The organism is Shimazuella sp. NTD248, from assembly GCF_059510395.1.
The window spans coordinates 454,322-478,337 of sequence record NZ_JCAJZT010000001.1; the positions used below are offsets into that span (position 1 = coordinate 454,322).

Annotated in this window: 34 protein-coding genes and 1 pseudogene; 12 read left to right on the plus strand and 23 right to left on the minus strand. The window is 40.1% G+C overall.

Features of this window, described 5'->3' with window-relative positions; translation table 11 throughout:
- Positions 1-49: 49 nt before the first annotated feature.
- The 4 genes from AC5WOE_RS02395 to AC5WOE_RS02410 form a co-directional block, all read right to left on the minus strand.
- Positions 50-208, minus strand: a complete 159-nt coding sequence (locus tag AC5WOE_RS02395) for a DUF1540 domain-containing protein (RefSeq protein WP_496048395.1) — start codon at positions 206-208, stop codon at positions 50-52.
- An 85-nt stretch (positions 209-293) separates the two neighbouring features.
- Complete coding sequence (locus AC5WOE_RS02400) at positions 294-1,010, minus strand: 5'-methylthioadenosine/adenosylhomocysteine nucleosidase (RefSeq protein ID WP_496048396.1); 717 nt, start codon at positions 1,008-1,010, stop codon at positions 294-296.
- A complete protein-coding gene (ccpA, locus tag AC5WOE_RS02405) occupies positions 1,007-2,047 on the minus strand; it encodes a catabolite control protein A (RefSeq protein ID WP_496048397.1) in 1,041 nt (346 codons plus the stop codon). Before ccpA ends, AC5WOE_RS02400 begins: the two co-directional genes overlap by 4 nt.
- 119 nt (positions 2,048-2,166) lie before the next feature.
- Positions 2,167-4,101 carry a hypothetical protein gene (locus tag AC5WOE_RS02410; RefSeq protein WP_496051825.1) on the minus strand — a complete coding sequence of 645 codons (1,935 nt, stop codon included), beginning with the start codon at positions 4,099-4,101 and terminating at the stop codon, positions 2,167-2,169.
- 233 nt (positions 4,102-4,334) lie between these two features.
- On the opposite strand from AC5WOE_RS02410, the gene AC5WOE_RS02415 reads away from it, so the two are divergent.
- Positions 4,335-4,517, plus strand: coding sequence for an AbrB/MazE/SpoVT family DNA-binding domain-containing protein (locus AC5WOE_RS02415; RefSeq protein ID WP_496048399.1), 183 nt, complete (start codon positions 4,335-4,337; stop codon positions 4,515-4,517).
- 72 nt (positions 4,518-4,589) lie between these two features.
- On the opposite strand, the gene AC5WOE_RS02420 is transcribed toward AC5WOE_RS02415, so the two are convergent.
- From AC5WOE_RS02420 to AC5WOE_RS02440, 5 genes are all read right to left on the minus strand, one after another.
- On the minus strand, positions 4,590-4,871 hold the full coding sequence (locus tag AC5WOE_RS02420; RefSeq protein WP_496048400.1) for a helix-turn-helix domain-containing protein: 282 nt from the start codon (positions 4,869-4,871) through the stop codon (positions 4,590-4,592).
- Positions 4,858-5,166, minus strand: coding sequence for a type II toxin-antitoxin system RelE/ParE family toxin (locus AC5WOE_RS02425; RefSeq protein ID WP_496051826.1), 309 nt, complete (start codon positions 5,164-5,166; stop codon positions 4,858-4,860). The genes AC5WOE_RS02420 and AC5WOE_RS02425 overlap by 14 nt, the downstream gene beginning before the upstream one ends.
- 174 nt (positions 5,167-5,340) lie before the next feature.
- Positions 5,341-6,432 carry a bifunctional 3-deoxy-7-phosphoheptulonate synthase/chorismate mutase gene (locus AC5WOE_RS02430; RefSeq protein WP_496048402.1) on the minus strand — a complete coding sequence of 364 codons (1,092 nt, stop codon included), beginning with the start codon at positions 6,430-6,432 and terminating at the stop codon, positions 5,341-5,343.
- Positions 6,433-6,545: 113 nt separating this feature from the next.
- Positions 6,546-6,887, minus strand: coding sequence for a YtxH domain-containing protein (locus AC5WOE_RS02435; RefSeq protein WP_496048403.1), 342 nt, complete (start codon positions 6,885-6,887; stop codon positions 6,546-6,548).
- Entirely contained in the window at positions 6,874-7,287 is a 414-nt protein-coding gene (locus tag AC5WOE_RS02440; RefSeq protein WP_496051827.1) for a DUF948 domain-containing protein, read from the minus strand. Before AC5WOE_RS02440 ends, AC5WOE_RS02435 begins: the two co-directional genes overlap by 14 nt.
- 119 nt (positions 7,288-7,406) lie before the next feature.
- Between AC5WOE_RS02440 and AC5WOE_RS02445 the strand changes: the two genes are divergently transcribed.
- Positions 7,407-8,486, plus strand: a complete 1,080-nt coding sequence (locus tag AC5WOE_RS02445) for an isocitrate/isopropylmalate family dehydrogenase (protein ID WP_496048405.1) — start codon at positions 7,407-7,409, stop codon at positions 8,484-8,486.
- A gap of 136 nt (positions 8,487-8,622) precedes the next feature.
- Here AC5WOE_RS02445 and AC5WOE_RS02450 read toward each other — a convergent pair whose 3' ends face one another.
- Positions 8,623-8,814 (minus strand): hypothetical protein, encoded by a 192-nt coding sequence (locus tag AC5WOE_RS02450; protein ID WP_496051828.1) that lies wholly within the window; start codon positions 8,812-8,814, stop codon positions 8,623-8,625.
- A gap of 109 nt (positions 8,815-8,923) precedes the next feature.
- Positions 8,924-9,208 carry a bacteriocin gene (locus AC5WOE_RS02455; protein ID WP_496048406.1) on the minus strand — a complete coding sequence of 95 codons (285 nt, stop codon included), beginning with the start codon at positions 9,206-9,208 and terminating at the stop codon, positions 8,924-8,926.
- A gap of 333 nt (positions 9,209-9,541) precedes the next feature.
- Between AC5WOE_RS02455 and AC5WOE_RS02460 the strand changes: the two genes are divergently transcribed.
- From AC5WOE_RS02460 to AC5WOE_RS02475, 4 genes are all read left to right on the plus strand, one after another.
- Positions 9,542-9,664, plus strand: coding sequence for a hypothetical protein (locus AC5WOE_RS02460; protein ID WP_496048407.1), 123 nt, complete (start codon positions 9,542-9,544; stop codon positions 9,662-9,664).
- Between the two features lie 69 nt (positions 9,665-9,733).
- Positions 9,734-9,853 carry a YjcZ family sporulation protein gene (locus AC5WOE_RS02465; protein WP_496048408.1) on the plus strand — a complete coding sequence of 40 codons (120 nt, stop codon included), beginning with the start codon at positions 9,734-9,736 and terminating at the stop codon, positions 9,851-9,853.
- A 34-nt stretch (positions 9,854-9,887) separates the two neighbouring features.
- Entirely contained in the window at positions 9,888-10,019 is a 132-nt protein-coding gene (locus AC5WOE_RS02470) for a YjcZ family sporulation protein (protein ID WP_496048409.1), read from the plus strand.
- Positions 10,020-10,052: 33 nt separating this feature from the next.
- Positions 10,053-10,181, plus strand: coding sequence for a YjcZ family sporulation protein (locus AC5WOE_RS02475; protein WP_496048410.1), 129 nt, complete (start codon positions 10,053-10,055; stop codon positions 10,179-10,181).
- Positions 10,182-10,396: 215 nt separating this feature from the next.
- Here the strand turns inward: AC5WOE_RS02475 and AC5WOE_RS02480 are convergent, their stop codons facing one another.
- From AC5WOE_RS02480 to AC5WOE_RS02495, 4 genes are all read right to left on the minus strand, one after another.
- On the minus strand, positions 10,397-10,621 hold the full coding sequence (locus AC5WOE_RS02480; protein ID WP_496048411.1) for a hypothetical protein: 225 nt from the start codon (positions 10,619-10,621) through the stop codon (positions 10,397-10,399).
- A gap of 26 nt (positions 10,622-10,647) precedes the next feature.
- Positions 10,648-11,214, minus strand: a complete 567-nt coding sequence (locus tag AC5WOE_RS02485; protein ID WP_496048412.1) for a hypothetical protein — start codon at positions 11,212-11,214, stop codon at positions 10,648-10,650.
- A gap of 101 nt (positions 11,215-11,315) precedes the next feature.
- Entirely contained in the window at positions 11,316-11,690 is a 375-nt protein-coding gene (locus AC5WOE_RS02490) for a DUF309 domain-containing protein (protein ID WP_496048413.1), read from the minus strand.
- 240 nt (positions 11,691-11,930) lie between these two features.
- The gene (locus tag AC5WOE_RS02495) at positions 11,931-12,341 is read right to left on the minus strand and encodes a CoA-binding protein (RefSeq protein ID WP_496048414.1); all 411 of its coding nucleotides are present in this window, start codon (positions 12,339-12,341) and stop codon (positions 11,931-11,933) included.
- A 126-nt stretch (positions 12,342-12,467) separates the two neighbouring features.
- Between AC5WOE_RS02495 and AC5WOE_RS02500 the strand changes: the two genes are divergently transcribed.
- Positions 12,468-16,067, plus strand: coding sequence for a dynamin family protein (locus AC5WOE_RS02500; protein ID WP_496051829.1), 3,600 nt, complete (start codon positions 12,468-12,470; stop codon positions 16,065-16,067).
- A 298-nt stretch (positions 16,068-16,365) separates the two neighbouring features.
- Here the strand turns inward: AC5WOE_RS02500 and AC5WOE_RS02505 are convergent, their stop codons facing one another.
- The 5 genes from AC5WOE_RS02505 to AC5WOE_RS02525 all read right to left on the minus strand — a co-directional run bounded on the left by AC5WOE_RS02505 (position 16,366) and on the right by AC5WOE_RS02525 (position 17,802).
- A complete protein-coding gene (locus AC5WOE_RS02505; protein ID WP_496051830.1) occupies positions 16,366-16,713 on the minus strand; it encodes a hypothetical protein in 348 nt (115 codons plus the stop codon).
- Positions 16,710-16,925: a hypothetical protein gene (locus tag AC5WOE_RS02510; RefSeq protein WP_496051831.1), complete on the minus strand. Its 216-nt coding sequence runs from the start codon at positions 16,923-16,925 to the stop codon at positions 16,710-16,712. Before AC5WOE_RS02510 ends, AC5WOE_RS02505 begins: the two co-directional genes overlap by 4 nt.
- Positions 16,926-17,094: 169 nt before the next feature.
- Positions 17,095-17,259, minus strand: a complete 165-nt coding sequence (locus AC5WOE_RS02515; protein WP_496048417.1) for a hypothetical protein — start codon at positions 17,257-17,259, stop codon at positions 17,095-17,097.
- The gene (locus AC5WOE_RS02520) at positions 17,256-17,630 is read right to left on the minus strand and encodes a hypothetical protein (RefSeq protein WP_496051832.1); all 375 of its coding nucleotides are present in this window, start codon (positions 17,628-17,630) and stop codon (positions 17,256-17,258) included. The genes AC5WOE_RS02515 and AC5WOE_RS02520 overlap by 4 nt, the downstream gene beginning before the upstream one ends.
- On the minus strand, positions 17,608-17,802 hold the full coding sequence (locus tag AC5WOE_RS02525) for a hypothetical protein (RefSeq protein WP_496051833.1): 195 nt from the start codon (positions 17,800-17,802) through the stop codon (positions 17,608-17,610). The genes AC5WOE_RS02520 and AC5WOE_RS02525 overlap by 23 nt, the downstream gene beginning before the upstream one ends.
- A 269-nt stretch (positions 17,803-18,071) precedes the next feature.
- Here AC5WOE_RS02525 and AC5WOE_RS02530 point away from each other — a divergent pair, with 269 nt between their 5' ends.
- From AC5WOE_RS02530 to AC5WOE_RS02545, 4 genes and pseudogenes are all read left to right on the plus strand, one after another.
- Positions 18,072-18,536 (plus strand): hypothetical protein, encoded by a 465-nt coding sequence (locus tag AC5WOE_RS02530; protein ID WP_496051834.1) that lies wholly within the window; start codon positions 18,072-18,074, stop codon positions 18,534-18,536.
- 125 nt (positions 18,537-18,661) lie between these two features.
- Positions 18,662-18,790: pseudogene (locus AC5WOE_RS02535) on the plus strand (hypothetical protein); the annotation flags it as partial.
- 42 nt (positions 18,791-18,832) lie between these two features.
- Complete coding sequence (locus tag AC5WOE_RS02540) at positions 18,833-20,215, plus strand: helix-turn-helix domain-containing protein (RefSeq protein ID WP_496048421.1); 1,383 nt, start codon at positions 18,833-18,835, stop codon at positions 20,213-20,215.
- Between the two features lie 1,110 nt (positions 20,216-21,325).
- Positions 21,326-21,589 (plus strand): PadR family transcriptional regulator, encoded by a 264-nt coding sequence (locus AC5WOE_RS02545; RefSeq protein ID WP_496051835.1) that lies wholly within the window; start codon positions 21,326-21,328, stop codon positions 21,587-21,589.
- Between the two features lie 197 nt (positions 21,590-21,786).
- Here the strand turns inward: AC5WOE_RS02545 and AC5WOE_RS02550 are convergent, their stop codons facing one another.
- On the minus strand, positions 21,787-22,131 hold the full coding sequence (locus AC5WOE_RS02550) for a hypothetical protein (protein ID WP_496051836.1): 345 nt from the start codon (positions 22,129-22,131) through the stop codon (positions 21,787-21,789).
- Between the two features lie 331 nt (positions 22,132-22,462).
- Here AC5WOE_RS02550 and AC5WOE_RS02555 point away from each other — a divergent pair, with 331 nt between their 5' ends.
- Entirely contained in the window at positions 22,463-22,792 is a 330-nt protein-coding gene (locus tag AC5WOE_RS02555) for a hypothetical protein (RefSeq protein ID WP_496051837.1), read from the plus strand.
- A gap of 261 nt (positions 22,793-23,053) precedes the next feature.
- Here the strand turns inward: AC5WOE_RS02555 and AC5WOE_RS02560 are convergent, their stop codons facing one another.
- Complete coding sequence (locus tag AC5WOE_RS02560) at positions 23,054-23,419, minus strand: hypothetical protein (RefSeq protein WP_496051838.1); 366 nt, start codon at positions 23,417-23,419, stop codon at positions 23,054-23,056.
- Positions 23,420-23,445: 26 nt separating this feature from the next.
- Positions 23,446-24,009: a hypothetical protein gene (locus tag AC5WOE_RS02565; RefSeq protein ID WP_496051839.1), complete on the minus strand. Its 564-nt coding sequence runs from the start codon at positions 24,007-24,009 to the stop codon at positions 23,446-23,448.
- Positions 24,010-24,016 lie beyond the last annotated feature (7 nt).

Consider the following 24,016-nt stretch of genomic DNA (forward strand, 5'->3'; position numbering starts at 1 on the left):
GAAGTATCTACTAAATAACTTAGCCCGTGTGTATACAAACTAAGGTATCTTAGTGATGCTTGGGCTGAAAGGTATGACAATCAGTCTCTTCACTTGTTTCAGCTTCTTCTTCGCGCTGGTTAACAACGTAGATCTGATCTGCTTGACATGAGTTCCCTTGCCCCCAGTAGGTACAACTGTCAACCTCACACATCACATCTTTTGGCATCAACAACACCTCCTCACTTACTTGCCGAGTAGATTTTGAAACCTTGTTGATGCACTCTATGGAAAACGAGCTGTGCTCGTAGTTGTTAAACTGCCCCGTTTTCCTGCAAAAGATGTAACATAGATATTACCAAATTACATGAACGAATTGCTGCCAACTCCGTAAATTTGACAAAATCAACTGGAGCTTCATGATCCGCTCGATCAGACATAGAGCGAATCACCACAAAAGGAGTACTTGTCTGATAACACACATGAGCGACTGCTGCTCCTTCCATCTCGACACAATCCCCACCTAGTTCTTGATGGAGAAATTTCACAATGAAACGGTCTGAAATGAATTGGTCTCCAGAAAGCACCTTACCTGATCTTACATTTATCGAATCCAATGATTCTAGCTTTGTAGCAGCTTTTAAAGCTGTCTGAACAAGATCTGGATCTGCCTGATACTCAGAAACGGATTGATATGGTATGGTACCACGTGGGAATCCTAAAGTACTCGCATCAATATCGTGTTCTTGGCAACTCGTTGAAACGATCATATCACCGATGTTCAGCTCTGGATGCAGAGCTCCCGCCACACCAATGAATAAGATAGCAGATACGTTATAATCTCGGATCAAGCTGAGAGCAGAAATCGAAGCATTTACTTTTCCTACTCCAGATTTGGTAATAACAACAGGGACATCTGCTAATGTACCTGTAATAAAGTTATTTCCAAACCGTTCTTCTGATTTTGTTCGCTCCATATTCAATAACAATTGTTCAATTTCTACATCCATCGCACCTATAATTCCAATCATACTTCGCCCTCAACTTCTACCAGTGGCTGCGTAGAATTTCGCAGTTTGATCGAATGTGAAAGAGTTACTTGCCCTGTCTCTACTTCTTCTCCATGCATATATTTGGTCAATAAACGCATTGCCACTGCTCCCAGATCATACATTGGGACATCTACTGTACTTAATAAAGGACGTACTTGTGAAGCAACCGGAATATTATTATATCCAATTACTTCCATATCATCTGGTACTTTTTTGCCACTGTCTAAAATAGCATGAATGGCACCAACTGCCATTTCATCACTCAAAACAACCGCCGCTTGTGGCAATTCACTCAAACCAAGTAATGTCGTCATCGCTTGGAAACCAGAGTCATATCGGTAATCCCCAATCCGAATCAAACGCTCATCGAAATCTATTTGATGATCTTCTAATGCTTGTCGATATCCTAAATAACGTGGATATCCTTTTACCATATCTGTTAATGGCCCACCGATCAAAGCTATCTTTTTATGGCCTTTTTCAATAAAGTGAACGGTTGCATCATAGGCTGCTTGCTGCTGATCGATCCCAACAGCAGGTAAAGAGTTATCTTCAACTTTTGTTGCAACCAATACAACAGGGACATTCGTATGATCATAAATACGACGGTGCTCTTCTCTTACATTTCCACCGAGAAAAAGGAGTCCATCTACTTGTTTTTCTAATAAAGTTTCAATTAACTGCGTTTCTCTTTCTTGTTGGAGGTCAGAGTTGCACAAAATAATGTTATAACGATACATGGTTGCAATATCTTCGATACCACGTGTCACTTCTGAATAAAAAGCATTGGATATATCTGGGATAACGACACCGACAGTTTTTGTCTTTTTACTTGCCAGACCACGAGCTACAGCATTTGGCCGATAACCTAATTGCTCGATCACACTTAAAACTTTTTTGCGGGTCGCTGGCTTTACATTGGAATTCCCATTGACTACTCGAGAAACGGTAGCCATTGAAACTCCTGCTACACGTGCTACATCGTAAATTGTAATAGTCTCTTTCTTTTTATCCATAATCTCTGCCTCTCTACTAAATAGAAGTATCATAGTTAGTATAACAAATTAAGCAAAAAAAAGACCTGACACTTCCGTTTTTGAAAAAGATATTTACAAAAAAGTGTCGGTCTTCCTTTTTATTTTTGAGCCATTAGTTGCAGGACATACGGGAGAGTATCTCCCATGATACTTGTCCATGCATTGGGAGACCCTCGATTGATCCAAATCACACATCCAGTAGGTGCTAAGGCACGAAATAATTTTTTAGTTGATATTAATCTCGGTACCATCTGAGGGAGGCTTTTGTTACGCCCGTGTGCTTCATCAATCAATGTTTGGGCATACTCTTCGGAAGTGAAGAAATCAGCAATTTGATTTTCATTTTGACTTGCTAAAATCACCATTTTCCCTTCCATATCTACAATTACCCATATTCTCCTCAAATCAGCAAGTGCTCGACACACTTCCCAACCATTTGCCATCCCTTGTCCTTCATTGGTTGCTGTTTCTAATACCCGCAAGCCATACTGTACATCTTCTGGAATATCAGGATTATTAGAAATCGGTTGATGAGCAAGCGGATTTGGATCAGGTTCTACATGCTCCTCGATAACCTGTTGTTTTTCAACAGGAGTCTGATTTTGCTGGGGGGCAGGTTCTGGTTCTGTCTCTTGAACCGGTTTCTCCACCACGGCTTCTGGTTTTGATTCTTGGATTGGCGGAGTAACATTTTGTTCTCCCTGTTCATTGTTATTGGATTGGAAAAAGAAACTCGTTTGCGGAACGGCTTCTGAAAAACCATCATCATCGTCATCCCACGGATTGTCAAAAGCAGAATACGTTTTTTGTGAATCAGAAGATGTTTTTTGCTCGGTAGATGGAACCGCATTCTCTATTTTTTGGATAGGTTTTTGGTTTTCCTCTAGAGAAGCATGTTTTTGTTCAACAGGTGGTACAGTATTTTGGATTTCTGCTTGTTTCACAACTTCCGCAAGCGGTTCTATGACTTCTGGCTTTACCTCTGGTACGGCAGGTGTTGGTTCTATTATTTCTTCTTTTATTTTGGTTACGAATGGCTTTGCTTCCACTTCGTTTTGAGCTTCTTCTTGTCCAATGGAAGGAGTAGTCGTAAGACTTTCTCTCTCTTCTACTTTTGCTTTTTCTACAGGTGCAGTCAGTACATATGTATCGGAAAGCTTTCTATCCTTGTTAGAGGTAAGGGGCTCTTCTTCTAGAAAAGCTGATTCCCAATCACCAATTTCTTCTGTTGATGCCGATTTTTCTTCTTCAACTGGAATTTCCACAGGGATAGTTACTGCTATTTCCTCTTTTAGTGCAGTAGGAGATAAAGCAGCATCCGAAACCTCAGGAATAAAGGAGTATGAATTGGTGGTTTGCTCCACATATCCCGTTTTGGAACCATCCCGAATTTGATTTACTTGTTCGGGATTAAGTAAAAAAGCTTCTGGCAATCCATAGTTTACATATAACGTTTTGGAACCCAATCGTTCCAAATAACGGAAAATATCTTCCCAACTCACTGGTGTTGCTTGGCCGCCGCTCTTCTCCGCACTTTTACTCGCTTCTTCTTCTCCTGTATACACCACAATTGTCGAAAAACCTGGTTGATAAGAACCTTTCAATACAGACGAACCGTTCTTAATCACCCAAGCTGTGGATTGCTTGGAAAACTTATTGATACAATAGCAGCGAATCCAGTCTAAAAGCTGATGTCGTACAACAAAAAATCGTGAATCCAATCCAGGATTAAACATCAGTCCTTCTGCATTGGAGCGATAAGCTTTGAGCATAAATTGTAAAGAAGGTTCTTCGGTCATCTCTAAAAATTCCGGCTGCCTGACCCGTACTATTTTCGCGGCTTCTTGATCCGTAAAAGCGATGATATATTTGGAACCAGGTCGATTACTTCTAGCTAAAAGAGGTTTTTTCCCCATTGATGATTTCTGATATAAAACGGTTATTTGTAAAACATACTGCGCAAAATATTGAAATAATTCCTCCGGTTTTACCTGATAGCGATTCGCTTTTTCCAGGTATTCTCTCGCACTCACGAACAATCTTCTCCCATCCAACTTTCCTGTAGTAGTAGGTTTATCATACCAAAATGAGGCTACTATGCGAAACCAAAGAATACAAACAAAAGTAACAAGTAAAGTACTAAAATAGTACCCATCTATGTTAAGCATAACCGTGTACAAAGGAAAGTATTTAAATCTATTTATCTAAAAAATAAAAATTGTATTTGATACTCACTTCTTGATATACCTATATGGAGGTGATAAATATGGGACAAGAAAAGTCAAAAAAATATAAAGACAACACAGAAAAAGGGGAAGTCAAAATTGAAAAAGCTGTGCCTAAATCAAAGAAAAGAACATATACATTTGAAGATCTTATGTCTAAAGTTACGAAGGAAAATATAAATAAATTTGATTGGGGTATACCTATGGGAAAGGAAATTTGGTGAACATTCCTTTACATGCCCTGTTCGAAAAATCACACCAATTAAACAAAAAAACGTAATTCCAAGGAAGTACGTCTAGTCAAGTCCAGATATACTGATGTGTAAATGACCCCCAAGCGCTTTTACAATATTCATTAGATTTTCCAACGTAATATTCTGATCTCCATTTTCGATACGGGAGATAACACTCTGTTTAGTATTTAATCTCTCCGCCAATTGACCTTGAGTAAGACCTTTTTGCTTACGCAATAGAATAAGCTGCCTAGCAACTTCATATTCTACCTTCGTTTCTTCCCAAACTTGACGAAATTCTGGATCTTGCAGTTGCTCTTCCAAAAAATCATTAAATTTTCTCATACTTCCCCTCCTCTTGCTGTCTAAAAAATTCTTCCTTGTATTGTAATGCTCGTTCTAACTCAGATGGAGGTGTCTTATTTGTTTTCTTTGTAAATGAGCTTAATAGTACTAGTTTATTCATATACCAGTGAAAATAAAATACCCTACTAATATTATTACCTTGCACGATACGTAGTTCACTAACTCCTTCTCGTAAATATTTGGTATGCGGCAAACCAATATTTGGTCCCATTTCACTGATCAAAGCGATGGAACGAGAAATCTTGGCTCGCATTTTTTTGTCTACTGATAACAAGTATGCTCAACTGGTACTTCTCCATTTTTTCTGCTATAAAAAATAATCTCCCAATTCATGATATATATGCCACTAATTGTTAATTGTGCTGAGTAATATTCCTTGGAAATACAATAAAAACCCCCAGACCACGTCAAATGGTTTGGGGGTTCTTATTCTATATCTTAGTTAAACTTACTTCGATTCCACCAAAGCTGGAAGCAATTTCGAAGCATGCAAATCGGTCATAAATTGATCAAAAGTAGGGATATCGATCTGTTGTTGTGCATCGGATAAAGCTACAGCTGGGTTTGGATGTACTTCTACCATAACTGCATCTGCACCAGCAGCTAAAGCTGCTTTTGCAAGTGGTACTAAAATATCGCGACGTCCAGCAGAGTGTGTAACATCGACAACTACTGGAAGGTGGGATTCGTTTTTCAACAGTGGTACTGCGGAAATATCCAATGTGTTACGCGTCCATTTTTCATACGTACGGATACCGCGCTCACAGAGAATTACATTTTTGTTTCCACGATGAACGATGTATTCTGCTGCATGCAAAAATTCTTCCATCGTAGCAGATAAGCCACGTTTCAACAGCACAGGGGTTTTAACGTCTCCAGCTGCTTTTAGCAGCTCGAAGTTTTGCATGTTACGGGCACCAATCTGAATGACATCCACATATTTTGTAGCGAGTTCAATATCGCTTGGGTTTACAATTTCACTGATTACTTGCAGGCCAAATTCGTCTGCAACACGGCGCAAAATCTCAAGACCTTTCACACCGAGCCCTTGGAAATCGTATGGAGATGTACGAGGTTTAAACGCTCCACCCCGCATTAAAGTTACCCCATTTTTCTTCAATGCTTTGGCTACTTCACGGACTTGTTCTTCTGACTCAACGGAACAAGGACCTGCAACAATGGTTGGTTTCCCATTACCCACTTGAGTTGTACCAAGGGTAACAACTGTATCCTCAGCTTGTTTTTTTCGGCTTACTAAAAGATGTTTTTTAGAATCATCTTTTTGCAATTGCAAAGAAGCTTTAAAAATTTGTTTAAAAAGGTGACGAACTGCCTCATTATCAAATGGACCTTCATTATGTTCAACTAAGCGATCGAGCATTTGTTTCTCGCGCTCAGGATCAAACTTGGTTACACCCTGCTTTGTTTTTATATCAGCGATTTCTTGAACAATACTCGCTCTTTTACTCAATAATGTAAGTAATTCCAGATTGATAGAATCTAGCTCATCACGCAATTGTTTCACATTTGCATCACTCAAACTTACTCGCTCCCCTCAACTCTACTAAAATATTCATTCATTTTAACTGAAATATGTCTATATGTCATCTACCATCCGTAAAAAAAGGCAACTAAAATAGTTGCCTTTTATTTCTATTTTGCTGTATATATATCTTTTTCTTCATCTGCTTCATCATTTATCGTAAACTCTGTTACACCTTCTCCAACATTTTCTTTTATGGAAGTCAATTTGTTTTGAACTTTATCTTTTACTTCTGCCATTTTCCCAATCATATCTGTACTCTGTGTTTTTACATCCAACACAATTTTTTGACCTTTATCTCGAACATAATTGAATTTTTTATTGATATCATCTCTGACTTCTTTTCCCGCTTTAGGAGCTGTTAAATAGGCCAATGTTGCACCTAGAGCTACTCCAAATGCTGCACCGATCATAAAGTCTTTTAGGTTCATTTGAGTTTCAGTTTTGGACATCTTTCATTCTCCTTTTTTCATTATTTTGACGCCACTCTTGAACTAGATTCATAGCAGCACCAACAATCGCAAGAATACCACCGAGCTTTTCCTTGTTTTCAGCAGCTGCTTTTGAGACAAAGGTAGAGACTTCATTCATTTGCTGGCCTATTTGATCAATCGCTTTAAACAATGTTTTCGTATTTTCTGTTTTATCTTTGACATTAGCTACAACGGCTTTCGTTTCAGATACGAGCCCGTTTGTATTCGTGAGCAGCTCATGGGTATCTTTTTCCAAGATGCTTACAGTCTGATTGACCGCAGCTAGTGTTTTCTTAAGCTGTCTTAAGGTCACAATGAGATAAATAACCAGTAGTACAACAGCAACCGCTATTACTCCTACACTTACTTCGATAATCACGCTCTACTCCCCTTTTATCATTTGCAAAACTGCATAAATTTGGATTACTTTTCTTTTTCAGTGTCCCACATCTATAATAGAAAAGGAGCACAATATATTAACATGAGGTGACAATATAAATGGAACGTACGATCGTTGTTATGAAAGGCGACCAAACTGGTCAAGAACTCCTAGATGAAGCTCTTCGCGTCTTAGATCCAAGTGTAATTCAATTTGATCTTCAATTTGAAACCTACGATCTCAGTTTAGAAAATAGACGTGCTACCAAAAACCAAGTGGTACATGATGCAGCAAAGGCAATGAAACGAGCAGGTTTTGGACTAAAAGCTGCTACTATCACTCCAGAAGAAAAAGGAGATATCGGTAGTCCAAATGCCATTTTGCGCAAAGAAATCGATGGCAAAGTTATTATCCGCACTGGTCGTCGAATTCCTGGTGTAAGACCAATTGGCGGTACATATGCTCCTATTTCCGTCATTCGAATGGCTGTAGGTGATGCTTATGGTGCCAAAGAATGGCGGGAAGGCGATGGCATGGACGAAGTAGCATACCGCACAGAAACAATCGACCGCAAAACATGCCGTGCAGTAGCTGAATACGCTTTTCGTCATGCCAAAAAGATGAAAGCCAAAGTATTTGGCGGGCCTAAGTATACCGTCAGTCCTATTTACGAAGGAATGCTAAAAGAAGAGATGGATGCTGCAAGCCTTCGTTACCCAGAAGTACGCTATGAACCTCAACTAATTGATGCTACCTATGCATTACTACTCAATCATGCAGGTGATCCATTAGTTATTCCTGCTTTAAACCGTGATGGCGATTGCTTAAGTGACATGGTCTTGCAGTTATTTGGTTCTATTGCAGGTGCAGAATCTATCCTCCTTAGCTTTAATGATCAATTTGAACCACAGACCATCATGGCTGAGGCTCCCCATGGAACAGCACCTTCCTTATTTGGGAAAAATATCGCAAATCCCATGGCGATGATACTGGCAGGTGCATCCCTACTCACCTACATGAACGATCGAAAAGCAACTGCTGCATCTCGGGCAATTTATGAAGCTACCATTGAAACTGTACATGAAGGCATTCGAACTGCTGATTTGTCTGGGAGTGCTACTACTACTGAGTTTACAAATGAGATCATCGCTAAGATACAAACCAAGTTGGAAGTGTGGAATACTTTGCAAGGATTTTAAACAAAAGCGACGGGGGTCATCTTCCGTCGCTTTCTTCTATTATTGCTATATTAAAAATAATATACAAAATATTGATTCATTTGTCAAAAAAGGAATAACAATGGTGATTCACTTGGAATCTCAAAATTTCACAACATTACGAGCGAGAAAACCCACGGTTTAAATCGTGGGATAAAAGCGAGCCTTGGACGAGGAGAAGGATTTTTCCTTCACCAGTCCAACCTTTGAAAAAAGCAAGTTTACAATCAATTCGCATGGTGATATATGTATATCGCAGCAGACGAAAACCGTGGGGCACACAGAGTTTGCTTGGTAATGAAATAGCCATAAGGCTATCGTCCCAAAAATCCAACGGCTTAGCAGTGTGAAGCTGCTAAATATGAATATACAGAAAAAAACAGCTTTCTGATGCCAAAGCTGTTTTTTTCATCCATTTTTTACTTTTTCTTTCCGTATTTTAAGCTTTTTTTACCTTCTAATATATCTTTGCCAAGCTGTGGATTTGCTTTTATCGTTTCTGCAAATTGTGTCACTTCTTCTTTGTCTACATCTGCTTGTGTGACCTTCATTAAATATTCGATAACAAGCGGCATACCTCCACGATCAAAAGCTCTTTTTGCTCCACCCATGATCTGACTCAATTGTTCTTCACTCAACACTTTTTGTCCCATAACTGCATTAATCATATTTGTCAATTGTCCTAAACTTGGCTCATTACTCATTCCTGCACCTCCATCTATTCTCCTTGGCTATCCTATGCCTACTTGTAAAAAGTGGGTACGATTTTTTAGCCTAAAATCGCTTCCATCTAGGTTTTTGTTTAATCCTTTCTCTAAAAAGCAGAATAAACTGAGACAAATAAACAATACCAACACTCTTTTCTTTTCTGGTGTCTCTATAATCTACTCTTCTGCCAAATAAACGCCTTAGTCAGAAACCTAAATTTCTAATACAGGGCAAACACCTGTACAAAGCGAGAAATATCCGCATAAGGTAAATCAGCTCCGATTCAATTCGGTGCATAAATTGTAAGCATGACCAGGGAGGTTTCCACTATGAGCGGTTTTGGCGGTGGAGGATTCGGATTTGGATGGCATCGCCTTCTTATCTTTATCCTAGTAATTGCAACTATCTTTGTCTTTGCTGGTGGTTTCGGTTTCGGCGGAAGATGCTGTTAGGATAACACCAGATAGATTTCGTTAATTCTTACCTAATTGAACCTATTTCTTGAGAAAGGAGGTGTCAAAATGGGCGGTTTTGCAGGAGGCTTCTTCGGTTGGCACCGTTTGCTAATCTTCTTACTTGTCATCGCTACTATCTTTGTCTTTGCTGGTGGCTTTGGATTTGGCGGCGGCGGTTGCTGCTAATCATTTTCAATTTAGTGAATAAGGAGGTGTCAGAATGAGCGGATTTGGCGGAGGATTTGGTGGAGGTTTCTTCGGTTGGCACCGTTTGCTAATTTTCTTACTTGTTATCGCTACCATCTTTGTCTTTGCTGGTGGCTTTGGATTTGGCGGCGGCGGTTGCTGCTAATCAACGCAGTCTAGTAAATAAGGAGGTGTCAAAATGAGCGGATTTGGCGGAGGATTTGGCGGAGGCTTCTTCGGTTGGCACCGTCTGTTAATTTTCTTACTAGTTATCGCTACCATCTTTGTCTTTGCTGGTGGCTTTGGATTCAGTGGAGGATGTTGTTAATTCCTGAAATCCAGTAAGGAGGTGAATAAAATGGGTGGATTTGGTGGAGCTTTCTTCGGTTGGCACCGTTTGTTAATCTTCTTACTTGTTATCGCTACCATTTTTGTATTTGCTGGTTGCTTCTAATAAGGAGACACAGCCTAGGGAATTATCTCTAGGCTGTTTTCTATATCACATACAAAAGAAACCCCTTGATCGCTCAAGGAGTCTTTCTGTTATGGCAAGTGATGCAAACGTATTCCTGTTTTATCCTTTTCTAAAAGTTGCAGCAACAAATGATATTCCTCAAGCAGCATCGATTCAAAAAAGCGCATCTCGTTTTTTAATTTGTTTTGTTCATCTTTATAGTTGTCGAACTTTTGTTCATAATAAGCTAACTTCTCTTCAATCTCCAATAGGCGTTTTTGTAGTTGCTCTTCTTTCTTCGAAATAGCTCCCACCTCTTTTCTACACCTGCTTCTCTATATTATGTTGGAGGAGCTGAATTTGTTTTCCCAACGATACTCTTGGGTATAAATGATTCACTCTTAGTTACACCTGTCTCCTTTTTGAGCTGTTCAATCAAGGAAACGAGTTCTTCATATCGAATTTTTACCTCTTGCTGCACCCATTCGACTGAATTATTTTCCTGCTTAAAATTTTGATTTTCCTGTTTTAATGTATTTACTTTATCCTTAATTTGAGAAATAGACTGAGTTAAACGAGATATCTCTCTTTGCTGCTTCACCCATGTTTGTTCTGTTTGTTTTAAAAGGTCTATCGCCTCTGAAAATGTTTCTATTTTTGACTTGCGTTTTTTCTCTAACTGAGTGTAGACTCTCTTTTTCTTTGCCTCACTGTATGAGGTTGGATTCTGGCTTCTAAGTACTGCATTCCAGCGAAATCCGCATGCACCTGCTGTACGTCCTATCTTTTTCCCTACATCGGAAAATGCTGTTAACTGTGTTCCTCCTTTACTAATCGTATGGAGTACCATCTCACTTAACAATTGATCTTCTTCTGAGGTCCAACGTCTGCCTTTCACGTCATTCATCCTCCTCCTATAAGCAACTTTCTATTCCTATTAAATTGATTATGTTTTTTTTCATAAAAAATGCCCATGTCGGGCTAAAGCAACATGGGTTTTTACAACTTTTATTTTATTTCTGGCAATTCACAGATGGGAATGCCCAATTTTTCTAGTTTTGCTTGTTCTAAAATCGTTACTCCTTCTGGCAGCTTCTGCAAACAAAGTTGCAGCCATTGCAAAATACTCGATACCGATACCCCTTCATGCTCAGGTTGATAAGGGGTAAGATAGCGGATAGCTGTCTCTGATAATTTTCTCGCTCCACGGACTTTCCCGCGGTTTAGCTGATGCATAACAGCGGCAATCTGAATCAAGCCATGATAGAAATCATTGGTTCGATCTTGCTGCCAGAGCTCTTCTAAAACTTCATGTGCTTCCCAGTACTCACCTTGGTGATAGTGCTGAAAAAATTGAATATATAAGGGATGGTAACTGTTCATATATTTCCTCCAAAAGAAAAAGACCAGATTTTCTGGTCACATGAAAGAGGGTCAAAAAAAGAAAATAGAAGCGTGGTAGCTTAACAACTGCTAAAAAAGCAGCTTAAAGATGTAAGCAAGGAGGTCAGCCCTACCTACAGAGCACATTGTATCACAATGACATATTTTTGTCGATATTGTGACCGTTATTTATCAAATTTTTAGCAAAAATATACATTCTTTTGGATTAAACTTTCTCTACTAGCGAATCAACAAAGCATGATCTACTTTGATACAACGATTCATAACAACGATTAATCCATTTTCTCTAGCGAGTTTAGCAGCCTCTTCATTTTCTACCCCAAGCTGCATCCACAATGCTTTTGCTTTAATTTTAACAGCTTCTTCTGCAATTGGATAAACGGTTTCACTACGGCGAAATACATCGACAATGTCGATAGAATCTTCTATTTCCAATAAACTTGCATAAGGTTTCTCTCCAAGAACCGGCTCCTTCAACATCGGATTTACCGGATATATCCGATATCCAGCTTGTTGCAATGCTTCTGCTATCATGTAACTCGTTCGCTCAGGATTACTGGAAAGTCCTACAACGGCAATATTTTTTGCTTCTTTGAGTAATTTTGCTCGCTCTTGATCTGTTGGATTCATGTTTTCTCACCTTTCTTTTTTCATGCTCTTTTATCTTATCATTTCCTAATTTCTATGCTATAAATAAACAATTATTTTGTGGTACGATAGCAAAAGATTACTTCCGAATAATAGAAGGGATATGACATGTTACAGACACCTACAAGTCTCTGGATAAACAGATTAGCTTTGCTCATGCGAGCTGTACCAGCCGAAAACAATCAGGAGATCCAACATAAATGTATAGATTTTATGCAGAAGCTCGATCGCGGGGAACTTGCTATCGCTTTTTGTGGTCACTTTTCAGCAGGGAAATCTTCCTTGATGAATCATTTATTTGGGATGTCTCTCTTGCCGACAAGCCCTATTCCAACGAGTGCAAATGTCGTAAAAGTAAAACACGGCCCAAATAAAATTCAAATGCGCTACTTTAACGGAACAACACAAGAAGTGATAGGTGCCTATACAGATGAAGCATTTCAGGCGCTTTGTCAAGATGGAGAAAAAGCTACAGAAGTAGTAATCGAGCGATTGGACGTACCGTTACCACCTCATGTCGCAATCGTCGATACCCCAGGAGTCGACTCAACCGATGAGGCTCACCGTATTGCGACAGAAGCAAACCTTCATGTATCAGATGTTATTTTTTATATGATGGATTACAACCATGTCCAAGCAGAAGGGAACTTGCAATTTGTAAAAGACCTCACAGATCGAGGAAAGCAAGTTTATTTGATCATCAATCAAATCGATAAGCATCGAGTCAAAGAGCTCTCGTTTGCTGATTTTCAAAGGGGAGTTGCAGCCTCCTTTGCAGCTTGGAACATTGCTGTCGCTGGCATTTATTTTACAAGTTTGAAACAGCCTGATCATCCTCATAACCAACTAACACAAGTGAAAGCACTCCTTCATCAGCTTTATGAGCAAAAAAATGAGCTGATGGAGAAAAATGTGGAGCGTGAAATCAGCTATCTCATTGACCAATATATCCATAAAAAGACGGCTCTGCTTCCGGCTTTGGAAACACTTCAGCTAAAGCGTGAAGAATGGAATAAAAAAGAACAAAACGACTTACAACAATTGGAACAATGGAAATACGAAAAACAACAAATTTCCAATCAATTGATGAAAGACCTCGATCATCTGTTGCAAAATGCTTACTTAATGCCAGCTAGTTTGCGAGAACTGGCCAATTCCTATCTAGAAGCGATGCAGCCCAATTTTAAAATGGGTCTTTTGTTTGCGAAAAGCAAGACGGAGCAAGAACGAAATCATCGGGAACAACAATTTCTCCAATCACTGAAAGAAACCGTATCTACCCAGTTGACCGGACATATCACCGATTTGATAAGTCAACATGCCAGAAAATATATGATTTATCAGCCATCTTTGGCCGATGAACTGCATCAAGCTGTTCCTCATATTACCGTTGATTTGCTGCGTAGTACAATCAAACAAGGCGCTGGACTCAGTGGAAATTATGTTTTAACGTATACAACCGATTTAACGGAACAGATCAAATCCTTATATCGGGCATATGTACGACAATATTTGACCAATCATCTACCCGAGCTGGAAACCAGCCTTCAACAGCAAATCCGACAAGGGCAGATGGACTTACAAGAGACCCAGAAAGACCTCAAACAAATCCAACAAGATATACAGACACATGCAAATATCCAAACGGAACAGCAGGCTTTGCTTGCGATCATAAAAGATGGACGAGAACAAGCGCCAACAGAACTAATCGAAAAATGGCTGCAACAGGAACAAATCGTACAATCTACCACTCTGATCACAGAAGAAAAAACAACTTCTCCATCAGAAGTGATACCAATGGCCCCAACTTCGGAAACGAACACAGCACAACAACAAAACTTATTGCTGCAAGCGGAGAAAGTATTGAAATCATTGCCCGAATTGCAGCCCTTTTTTGAGCGATTGCGAGCAAAACGCATCCAGATGGAACAACAACAATTTACGGTTGCCTTGTTTGGTGCTTTTAGCGCAGGGAAATCTTCTTTTGCTAATGCTTTATTAGGGGACGCCTTGTTACCTGTATCTCCAAATCCAACAACAGCTACCGTCTGCCGTATATGTCCTCCAACTTCGGAGCATGTACATGGTACAGGAACCGTAACTTTTAAATCGAGTGCAACCTTGTTCCAAGAGCTGCATCATCTTTTTGAACTGTTTCAGCAAAAATCTTCTGCATCTGATTTCACAGGTCTTGTGGAAGAAATACCAAAGCTTCTTAGCCGTAAGCTAGAAACGACACGCCAAAAAATGGCCATCCCTTTTTTGCGTGCGATTCAAAATGGATTTGCGGATGTAAAACAGGTGTTAGGTCAAACGACTGCGATGTCTCAAACAGATGCCATCTCCTATATGGCGGATGAAGCAAAATCTGCTTTTGTAGAAGAAGTAGCGTTGTACTATGATTCTATCTTAGCGAAACTAGGCATCACATTAGTAGACACACCTGGAGCGGATTCTCTGCATGCACGGCATACAGATGTTGCTTTTCGCTATATGAAACAAGCGGATGCTCTATTGTTTGTAACCTATTACAACCATGCATTTTCCAGAGCTGATCGAGAACTTCTGATTCAGCTTGGCAGGGTACAAGATTCCTTTTCTCTCGATAAGATGTACTTTATTGTCAATGCAGCGGATTTGGCAGCTTCTCAGAAGGAACTGGAGAAAGTAGTCGACTATGTCGCTTCCCAGCTGAATCAATATGGCATTCGCCATCCAAGAATGTTCCCTGTTTCCAGTTTGGCCTCCCTGTCGGACAAACAAGAAAATCGCGAGCTCAATCCTGCATTTTCTCGATTTGAGCAAGCATTTCTCAGCTTTATCCAAGAAGACTCTCGTGCTGCGACAATAGGCCGCATGATCTCTGATGTCGAGCAAGCAGGCATTTGGATCACAGAAATGCTTACAGCCATTTCTGCCAGCGAATCGGAGAAAGCAGCACAACAGCAACAATGGGAACAGGCTAAAAACACATTGGTCCAACAATTTTCCAGCCTAATCAGCACAACGGAAGAACGTAATCTCGCTCAAGAAATCAAAACATTGCTTTACTATGTAGGAGAACGACTCCGTTTGCGATACTATGATGAATTTGCATTCTACATCAATCCATCTGCCATCCGGGAGTCTGGTAGAGCAGGCAGAAAGCAATTAACTACCGCTGCAAAAGAACTACTTGCCTTTATTGGCAATGATTTGATACAAGAATATCGAGCTACTTCATTACGATTAGAAAAGTGGATACAGACAACCCTTGAAACCTTTACCAAAGAACAAAATAATCACCATTATCGATTGCTCTCTGGTTTATCCTTAATAGAACTAGAAGACATCATAAAACCAGAATTAACATGGACACAGCCTGTTTGGGAAGAAACCGATCCAAACTTTCATAAAGCAATCCAACTCTATAAAAACGGCCAGTCCTTCTTTGAACAAAATGGCCGCGATAAGATGAAAGAACAGTTGAAATTACAGGTAGAGGAAGTACTAAACACTCATATTGCCGAAATGACTGACGAATTCGCTGCTACCTATACTTCTACATGGCAGCAAAATATCAAACAAATATCCAAGCGATGGATCGAGCAAGTCACCGATCACTTTGCGCGCCTTGAAGCGAGTATACAGGGGCAAATGGAAGAGAAACCGCTGATAGAAGCGAAGACTAAGTTAAGTCAGTTACTCACTGGGTTAGAGGGAAAATAAGGGAAAATGGTTCAACATTAAAATAATAGTGAACTCAAAATACGATTGAGACAACTCTTGTGTGGATCATTGAAAATAGCCTTGAGAATCGCAATATGAATGGTTCTCGAGTTAAAAATAAGAGAATCCTAGCTTACAAATGGCTAGGATTTTTTTCTTTTTGTTGTTCATTATTAACAAGACAACATTATTTTCTAAGAAAAAAGTCATAGTAAAAGAATTTCAATCTCACTAAATCGCGGGGGGACTCATCCCGCTAGTCCGCGAGACGAGTCCCACAACAGTGCTGACTATTTAGTTATTTCACGACACCGACGAAAGAACCTCGGACTTGGATACCCCTGAAGTCGATGTGGTCGCCACCGTGGATTTCCGTCTTGGTCGTGCCTTGCTCGCCGGAGGGGTTGGTGAGCTTAAGTCCCTCTCCGTTGGTATTGAGCTCCACCTTGTTGACAAACCACGGATCTTCGAGTCGCCACTCTGCGGGGGAGATCCTCGTCAGAGTGATCTTCACGAGCTCCTCCACACCATCGATGCTCCTGCCGACGAACTCATGAGACCAAGTTTCACGCACAGCCATCTCGTAGCAGATGTCTTCGTACGTGAGCGCCATCCCAGCGTAGATGATCTTCTTCGTTCCGATCACCACACCACCAGGGGGCCGACAGACACTTCCTGCGACATGGCGGCGCGTGAAAGGTTTTCGTTCTTGATCACCACCCTCTCACGAGCGTAGACAGACTCGTAGTTCGAGCCATCGATCTCGACGACGTCCCATCCCATGAACTCGGCAGTGGGACTGTCATCAAAATCGGGGATACGGCTGAAGTTTGAGCGCGGGATGTGCAGGTGTCGCATACAGCAAGCCTTTCTGTGTGTTTACACTGTTGTGGAGAAGTACAACTATAGAACATACTTCCCATTTTATATAGTTTATCAGAAAATAAGCAGCAAACTGAACTTATTCAAGAAAAAATCCGCGACACAAGGGGATGGTTCTCTTGTCGCATTGTTTTAACCTGCTATTTTACACTTCTTCCTCTTCCCTCACAGGCACTGCAAATATATCGTAGTTCTTCCCAACTATCTGTACAAGATTCTCCTCCAACCTCTCCTGTCGTACATCAACCAAATCCAATGTGATCTTCTGTCCATCTGTCGTTTCCAAATGAATATAGGATACTTCCTTCATCCCTCTTCCTCCCTTTCCAATTGTAATAATACACTCGTTATGTACTGTTCCAACTCATGGATTTTCTTTAACTCCAATGTTGCAATATATTGCACTGTCTCCATATGTAACTGACGAACCTCTTCTATATTTGCATGCTGGATAAACTCGCAGACACTATGCCATTCTTGTTGGGTGATCTCTAAAGGATGGGCATTTTCTGTCTGGGATAAACCACAATGAATCAGCTTATAAATCGCATCGATCCATTCTTTTCTCGATCGCGCATCGCGAAACGCTTCGATCAACACGAAATACTGCTCTCCTTCACAAGCATAAACAAAAAACCCCGCGATCTTTTTACAGGTATCAAAAGGTCTCCCTTTCTCCATCCCTTTCCTCCTTGCAGAAAGAACGTTGATAGGTCAACTCCACTGCATTCCTTGCTGGTGAAAATAAATAATTAGCACTCGTATAAAAAAAGTATTTCTCATCGGTTTTCAAAAAGGAAAGAAACGCTCCAACTGACTCCTTATCACCTGATATTTGAACGACCAAATTCATTCATCCATCTCCTCTCATTGTCAACTTTTGTAATAATTTTAAAATATTTAGAAAATATTGTCAATTTTAATTGTTTTCTTGCTCTTTCTTACATTCTTTTGTGACATAGGCAGGTTTATTCTAGGAGTCCATCTTATTTTAAGAATGTAAAATGTCATCGTTAAAATAAGGGCACTTGGAGGAAAATGATAAATGAATATAAAAGCAAGTAAAGAAAAATGAAGCAAATTTTTTTCTTAAAGATCACTCCTAGAAAGTTGGTGTAAAGCTTGGAAACGCTTGAATCATTTCTACGCGGAATCAAACCAGCCTACCTAGTTACACACATGTATGAGATGCATATCGTAAATAAACTGAAGAATCAAGGCTACGCCTATTATTTTGATGATCATGAATTTGGCGGTTCAACAATTTTCTTCCAAACAGAAGAGATGCGAACCCAGTACATAATCGAGATGAAAGATGTAGATTTTAGGGAAAATATTTTGGTCACTGGTAAGTTTTTAGGATTCCCCCCTATTGCTGCTAAGTTTTTTGCTGATGTATATGATAACCCAGAGCTTAAGGATAAACGTGCTGCCTTTCGATATCATGGGTATAGATTCGCTGGAAACATTGATGATACAGAGGAAATCGCTTCATGGTTATGGGAAAATGTGCCGGCTCCACTTGCTGAGGTAGAAGTTGAGTATAAAAACGAAGTAAAAACAATCGAACCAGCTATTGTCCTCTAAACCACCTCCTTCGAGGTGTATTTTTTATCGCTGTTTAACATTTACGTTTATATTATTATGGAGTTGAAAATACAGAAAAATCTAATAACTATCCCTTGTAATAATTAAAAAACAATTTCTCTTCTGGAGAAGTAGAGTTTGTGGTCATATCGCAAGGTGAAAACAAGTGGATCTCCCTTGGTTCCGATCATACTTTTCATAGACATTCACCTATTCTTTTCCAAAAAGAAGGAATATCCTTACTTTCTATTTAATGTAACCTTAACTATTTTCATTATTGGAAAGGCAGGAGAATAATGACCAACCGAAGTGTAAGTAAAGAAAAAATGGGAGAAATCTTTCGTTTGCGTAGAAAAGAATTAGGCCTTCGTCAAGAAGATGTTGCGATGAAAGCAGGGGTTTCCATTTCCACAGTGAGCAATTTGGAGTTAGGAAATCATACGGTAAAAGAAGAGAGTATTGCTGCCTGTGCGGAGGTGTTGGGTGTTGCAGAGGATATATATGGACTTCTTTCGGAAGCGGAACAGAAGGAACAGGAAGTAAAAAGGGAACTGGAGAAGATTGAGAAAATAACCAAAGCAAACCCAGATGAGGCACTAAATCAACTAACAAGGTTAAATGAAACGTATACCTTTGAAAATAGCAAAACACTATTACCTTTTGCTAACTATCTCTGGGGAAGATGTTATTTTGAGAAAAGAAAGTGGCAACAAGCTGAAAAGTTCCTTGAAGAGGCAGCCAAATTGATTGAACAGCAATTTGACCTAAACGAAGAACTGAGAAACTCCAATCTACTGGCTGCTTGTTATAATAGTTTGAGTAGTATTTATTTCTATCAAAATAATCTTAATCAAGCCCTTGAAGTTACGGAAAAAGGATTAGCATCATTTATTTCAGAAGGAAAACGAGTCTATGTATATTACTTTCTTTTATATAACAAAGAACTTTTCCTAGAAAATACACATAACTTAGAAAAAATAAATGAAGCATTGGAAAAAACTCAAGAGAAGATTTCCAAGATCGAAAAAGAAGGAAAACTCCTAGAAAACGTAAGACTGTCAGTTATTATACAACACTACGACACCTACGCAACTTTACTAAACCGAATGGGATTTACTGATAAAGCATTAAAATATGCACAAAAAGGAGAAAAAATAGCTTGGTTAAATCATGAATATGATGCATTATTGATACTTTGGACAACACTCGGTACTATCTATGTAAATAAAAATGATCTGTTATCAGCTAAAAATTGTTTTTTACAAGCTTTACATATCCAACATAAGATAAAACAAGAAGTCTTATTATCTAAAGTACACTCTCACTTAGGAGAGCTATTATTACAACAAAATGACCTATTTCTTGCTAATGAGCATATCAAAACAGCATTATCTATTAGTAGAAGACACAAGGATATTCTAGGACAAATTAATTCACTAAAAATACTTGGTCATTGTTACCTTTCTAAGAATTGTTTTGATGATGCTATTGAACAATTTAAAACAGGATTCCATCTAGCAACAGAACATGAATTATATGAACACCAACTCGATTTGTTAGATAATCTAAGTAATAGTTATGAGCAACATGGAGATAGAGAAAATTTTCTTCTTTGTTTGGAACAATCCTATCGGATACGCGCAAACAAAAAACTGGAGGACGTCAAAGATGAAACTTGATGGTGGTTGGCCTGAAGAATAAAACATCCCAATACCCCCACAGTGCGGACGAGTTTTCGTCCGTTTTCCATTTCTATATATATTATGGTAGAAGCAGCCAACTGGTATTGGTCTACATACAAACAGGAAGAAGCCCTAATTAGGTATGTTAGATCGGTCAATCGTAGACGGCAACTATTTGATTTCCCTTATCGAGAGCAAGAAGGATTACATAACTTTACAAAATAAGCTCTCGAAATCATCCATCCAAACAGAATCCATGGCTCCTTCGCATCTACCCTGTTTGGATGGATGCGAGGGGCCAAGACGACCTCAGAGTATGTCACTAGAAGCGATTATTCACGGCTTCCGGCGTCGAACCTGGGCTTCAGCCCGCTGCCTCTGGAGTCGTCGGGTGCGGGGACTTTCGGTCTCCTGTCCCTTGATGCCTCGGATTTGGAAACTTTCGTTCCGTCGGGTTCGAGGACTTTCGGTCTTACAGCTGGAAGTCCCCGAAGACTGAACATCGGATACGTGCTGCTCAGGTCGCTTGAAACTGTATCGAATGCCCTGAATGATCAGCATGATCAGGAGAAGAACCAGTCCAGCAATGAACATTAGGTATCCCCATTGTGCTCGTTCGATACTGTTGATTCGATCCTCCGTCGTTTCGGCAGAATCGTATTCGATCGCAGAACGAATCATTTCGAATAGCATCAAGGAGATACCACCCAAAGTCAAAGCACCCACGAGAATTCCAAGAACAAGCGAAGCCCTCTTGAACAGCTTCTTTGCCATAACTCCCCTTTGGTCGTCCTTCATTCTTGCTATAAATTATATACTTTTAGATGAAACGCGGAAACAAGCAATAGCCATTTGACTGTGAGTTGGTAGGTTTTTATGTTTTTTTAGAAATATTATTATGCTATGTCCTTTACATGTATCACCTTTCTGTCTTGGCCTTCTATTTTCTACGAGGACTTCAAATGCAAAATAAAATGTCTTTTATTCATTCTTTTCTGATGGGATACAGAAGGATGCTTAGAATTCCATTCTCTAACTACTCTTCATTGTGGAACTAGTAGTGATAAGCTAGAATTGTAGGTAGGTTTTAGAATTCAGGAGGATTCCATGCGGAATACCCCAGCCACTCGGAAGGTTCTCCATTCATTGCTGGATGCTCATAACTCTGGGCAACTGGTATATGGTCGCCAAATCTACAGAGAAAAGGAGCTGCTTAGCGGAACTGTCTACCCGATTCTTGCTCGTCTCTGGAAAGAAGGTTTGGTAGAGAAAGAGAGGGAGAAGGGGGAAGTAGAAGACCGTCCTTTGCGTTACTACTACCGACTCACCGAAGCTGGTGTCCAAAAAGCTAGGGAGGTAAACCCAGAGTAAATTCTCCTGATTAAAAATCCCATTATCTCTTGTGGAAGCAACATGACCGTCTGGAGCAGTTGATTCGGACGGTCGCAAACTTTTATTCATTTAAAACGCTTATATATTTGGAATAATCAGTTATTTACGAACCCGTTGTCCTGCGCAAATTCTTTCCAGAACGCGCAGGACACGACCTCCATGTGGAGAAATGAGCATCAGGCGGCAGGAACCATCTTACCGGTCTCGCCGTCGAACGTCCACCAGTCGGCGGCCCCGTCGAGCTTCTGCGGTCCGCAGGCGTCCGCGTCGTACGGTCGGGTTGTGATCGAACCCACGCAGCCGTACTGCGTCATCCTGTTGGCCTTGAAGCTGTTGTTCTCCCGGTCGATGATCAAAGAGAGGCCGCCACCCTCGATCCGCGTGAGATTACCGTCGTCGCGGGGGATGACGTCCTTGATGTTGTCGGTGAGGAACGTTGCACAGCCGATCCCGAGGATGATCTCTACATAGCCGTCGCGGTTGATCACGTACTGGAGCTCACTCTTGATGATCTCCGACATGGATGCCTCCTATAACCAGACTCATTGACGCATGTGTTACGCGTAGCATGCTCTTTTGCAGTGCTAGATGAGTTCTTATTCAAATATATCACACAATCAAATAGGCGATATAAGAAATTTCCTGCTTTTATGAATCATTCCCATAAAGAAAACACCATTGTAACTGCGAAAAAAGAACCGTCCCCTTGTCGCAGTTTTCCTTTCCCTCGCTTTTATTTCTTTTTATTTACCTTTTTCATCGGAATTTAATTAAATATTTGAAAATTCAATTTTATCTATCAATCATTGTGGTACTATAGTATTATAGCCACCATCTACTGAGGGAGACGCCATGACGACGGTTGAGTGCGACGCCAAGGGCAACATCAAGCAGATCTCTGCTGGGCTGTACGTTCTCGTGTTCGGCGAAAACGTTACTGTCCAGCCGAAGAAGTTGAGGAACAACGCCACCATCTTCAGGGTCTGGTCTGCTGGTGTATCCGAGACGCTTTCGGACTACCGTGACACGGTCCGCTTCGGAATCGTTAACCCTGAGGACACCGATGACGGATTCAGCACCTGCAAGGGATTCAACGCTGACTGGCTGTACCTGTGCCCGTTCAGGGGTATCATGCTCTGGGACCCGGCGAAGAACAAGTGGGTGGAGACTGACTACAAGTAGTCTCCACCCACTTGTAGCTCCCTTCACTGCCTCCTGAAGTAGAGGGACGGATCTCCATTCTGAACGGTAAAACGTACAGAGTGGAGAAGGGAAAATAATATCATTTATATAGATGAAATGGATCAGCTATCAGTACGACAAGGGAACGGTTCTTTTGTCTCATTCAGTAAGTTGTTTGTTTTGCTTTACTGACCGAAGCTGCAACACGAAAAGCCCTGCCTCCTTAAGGAGCAGGGCTGTATTCTTTGTATCCCATTATATTTAATCTCTCAATATCTCCACTTTCTCCACTCTTTCCGTTTCCTTTTGAAACGTAATCACAAGCCACTCGCTGTCAATCGATGGGTACGATCGTTCATCCCCCAAATAATACACCATATTATTCGCTTTTTTAAAGTAGGCATCTTCCGTTGGCGAACCTAATAACCTAATAACCTCTGCTTTTGTTTTACCTTTCAACGGATGATGACGAAGTAGATCATCGACAATAAAAACACGCTTATCTTCAAATTTTTTCCACTTTTGAGTACTAAAAGAATGATCGTTTTTATCCATTACGATCATAATGAAAATCAAAATGCCCATTAACAATCCAGCCACTAGGATAACACGAAAATACTTACGCAAGCCTCCACCTGCTTTACTTATCAATCTTATCTACTATGTACACGCTGATACATGATTTTAATAGCAAGTTCATCTAACCTATCACAATCAACTGCTTCTATATCTCGTAATAAAATAGTGACTGTGCCATCTTTTTCACCATAATTGGAAACTTTAGCAATCCTGATGATATCATTCGTGACAGATGTGACAAACCCAATAATAAAGTCTGTACTTTCTCTGCTCTCATCACTAATTTTAATCGATACCAATCTTTCTGTTTTTGCGGCGGTTTTTAATACTTCTGCTAACAAATTTTCATCTTCTCTTACTGGAGATGAAAACAAATCGTAGTGTTGCTGATTTTGTATCTTGTGTAGCGTTTCAAGTTTCTGTTCATATTGACTGTACTGATCAACCCGATAAATATCTACTAATCTCCTCGCAATATGACCATCCACTATACCTTCTGATGTCACATGTTTCATCAAAAAATATTCCTCTGTTATTTGCTCCAAAAATCCCGCATTAAAATGTTCTTGGTCAGAAATATCCGTATAAATGGAGATCATTTCATTTGATTCCATTGCTTTTACTAAGATGTCCCACATCGGATGG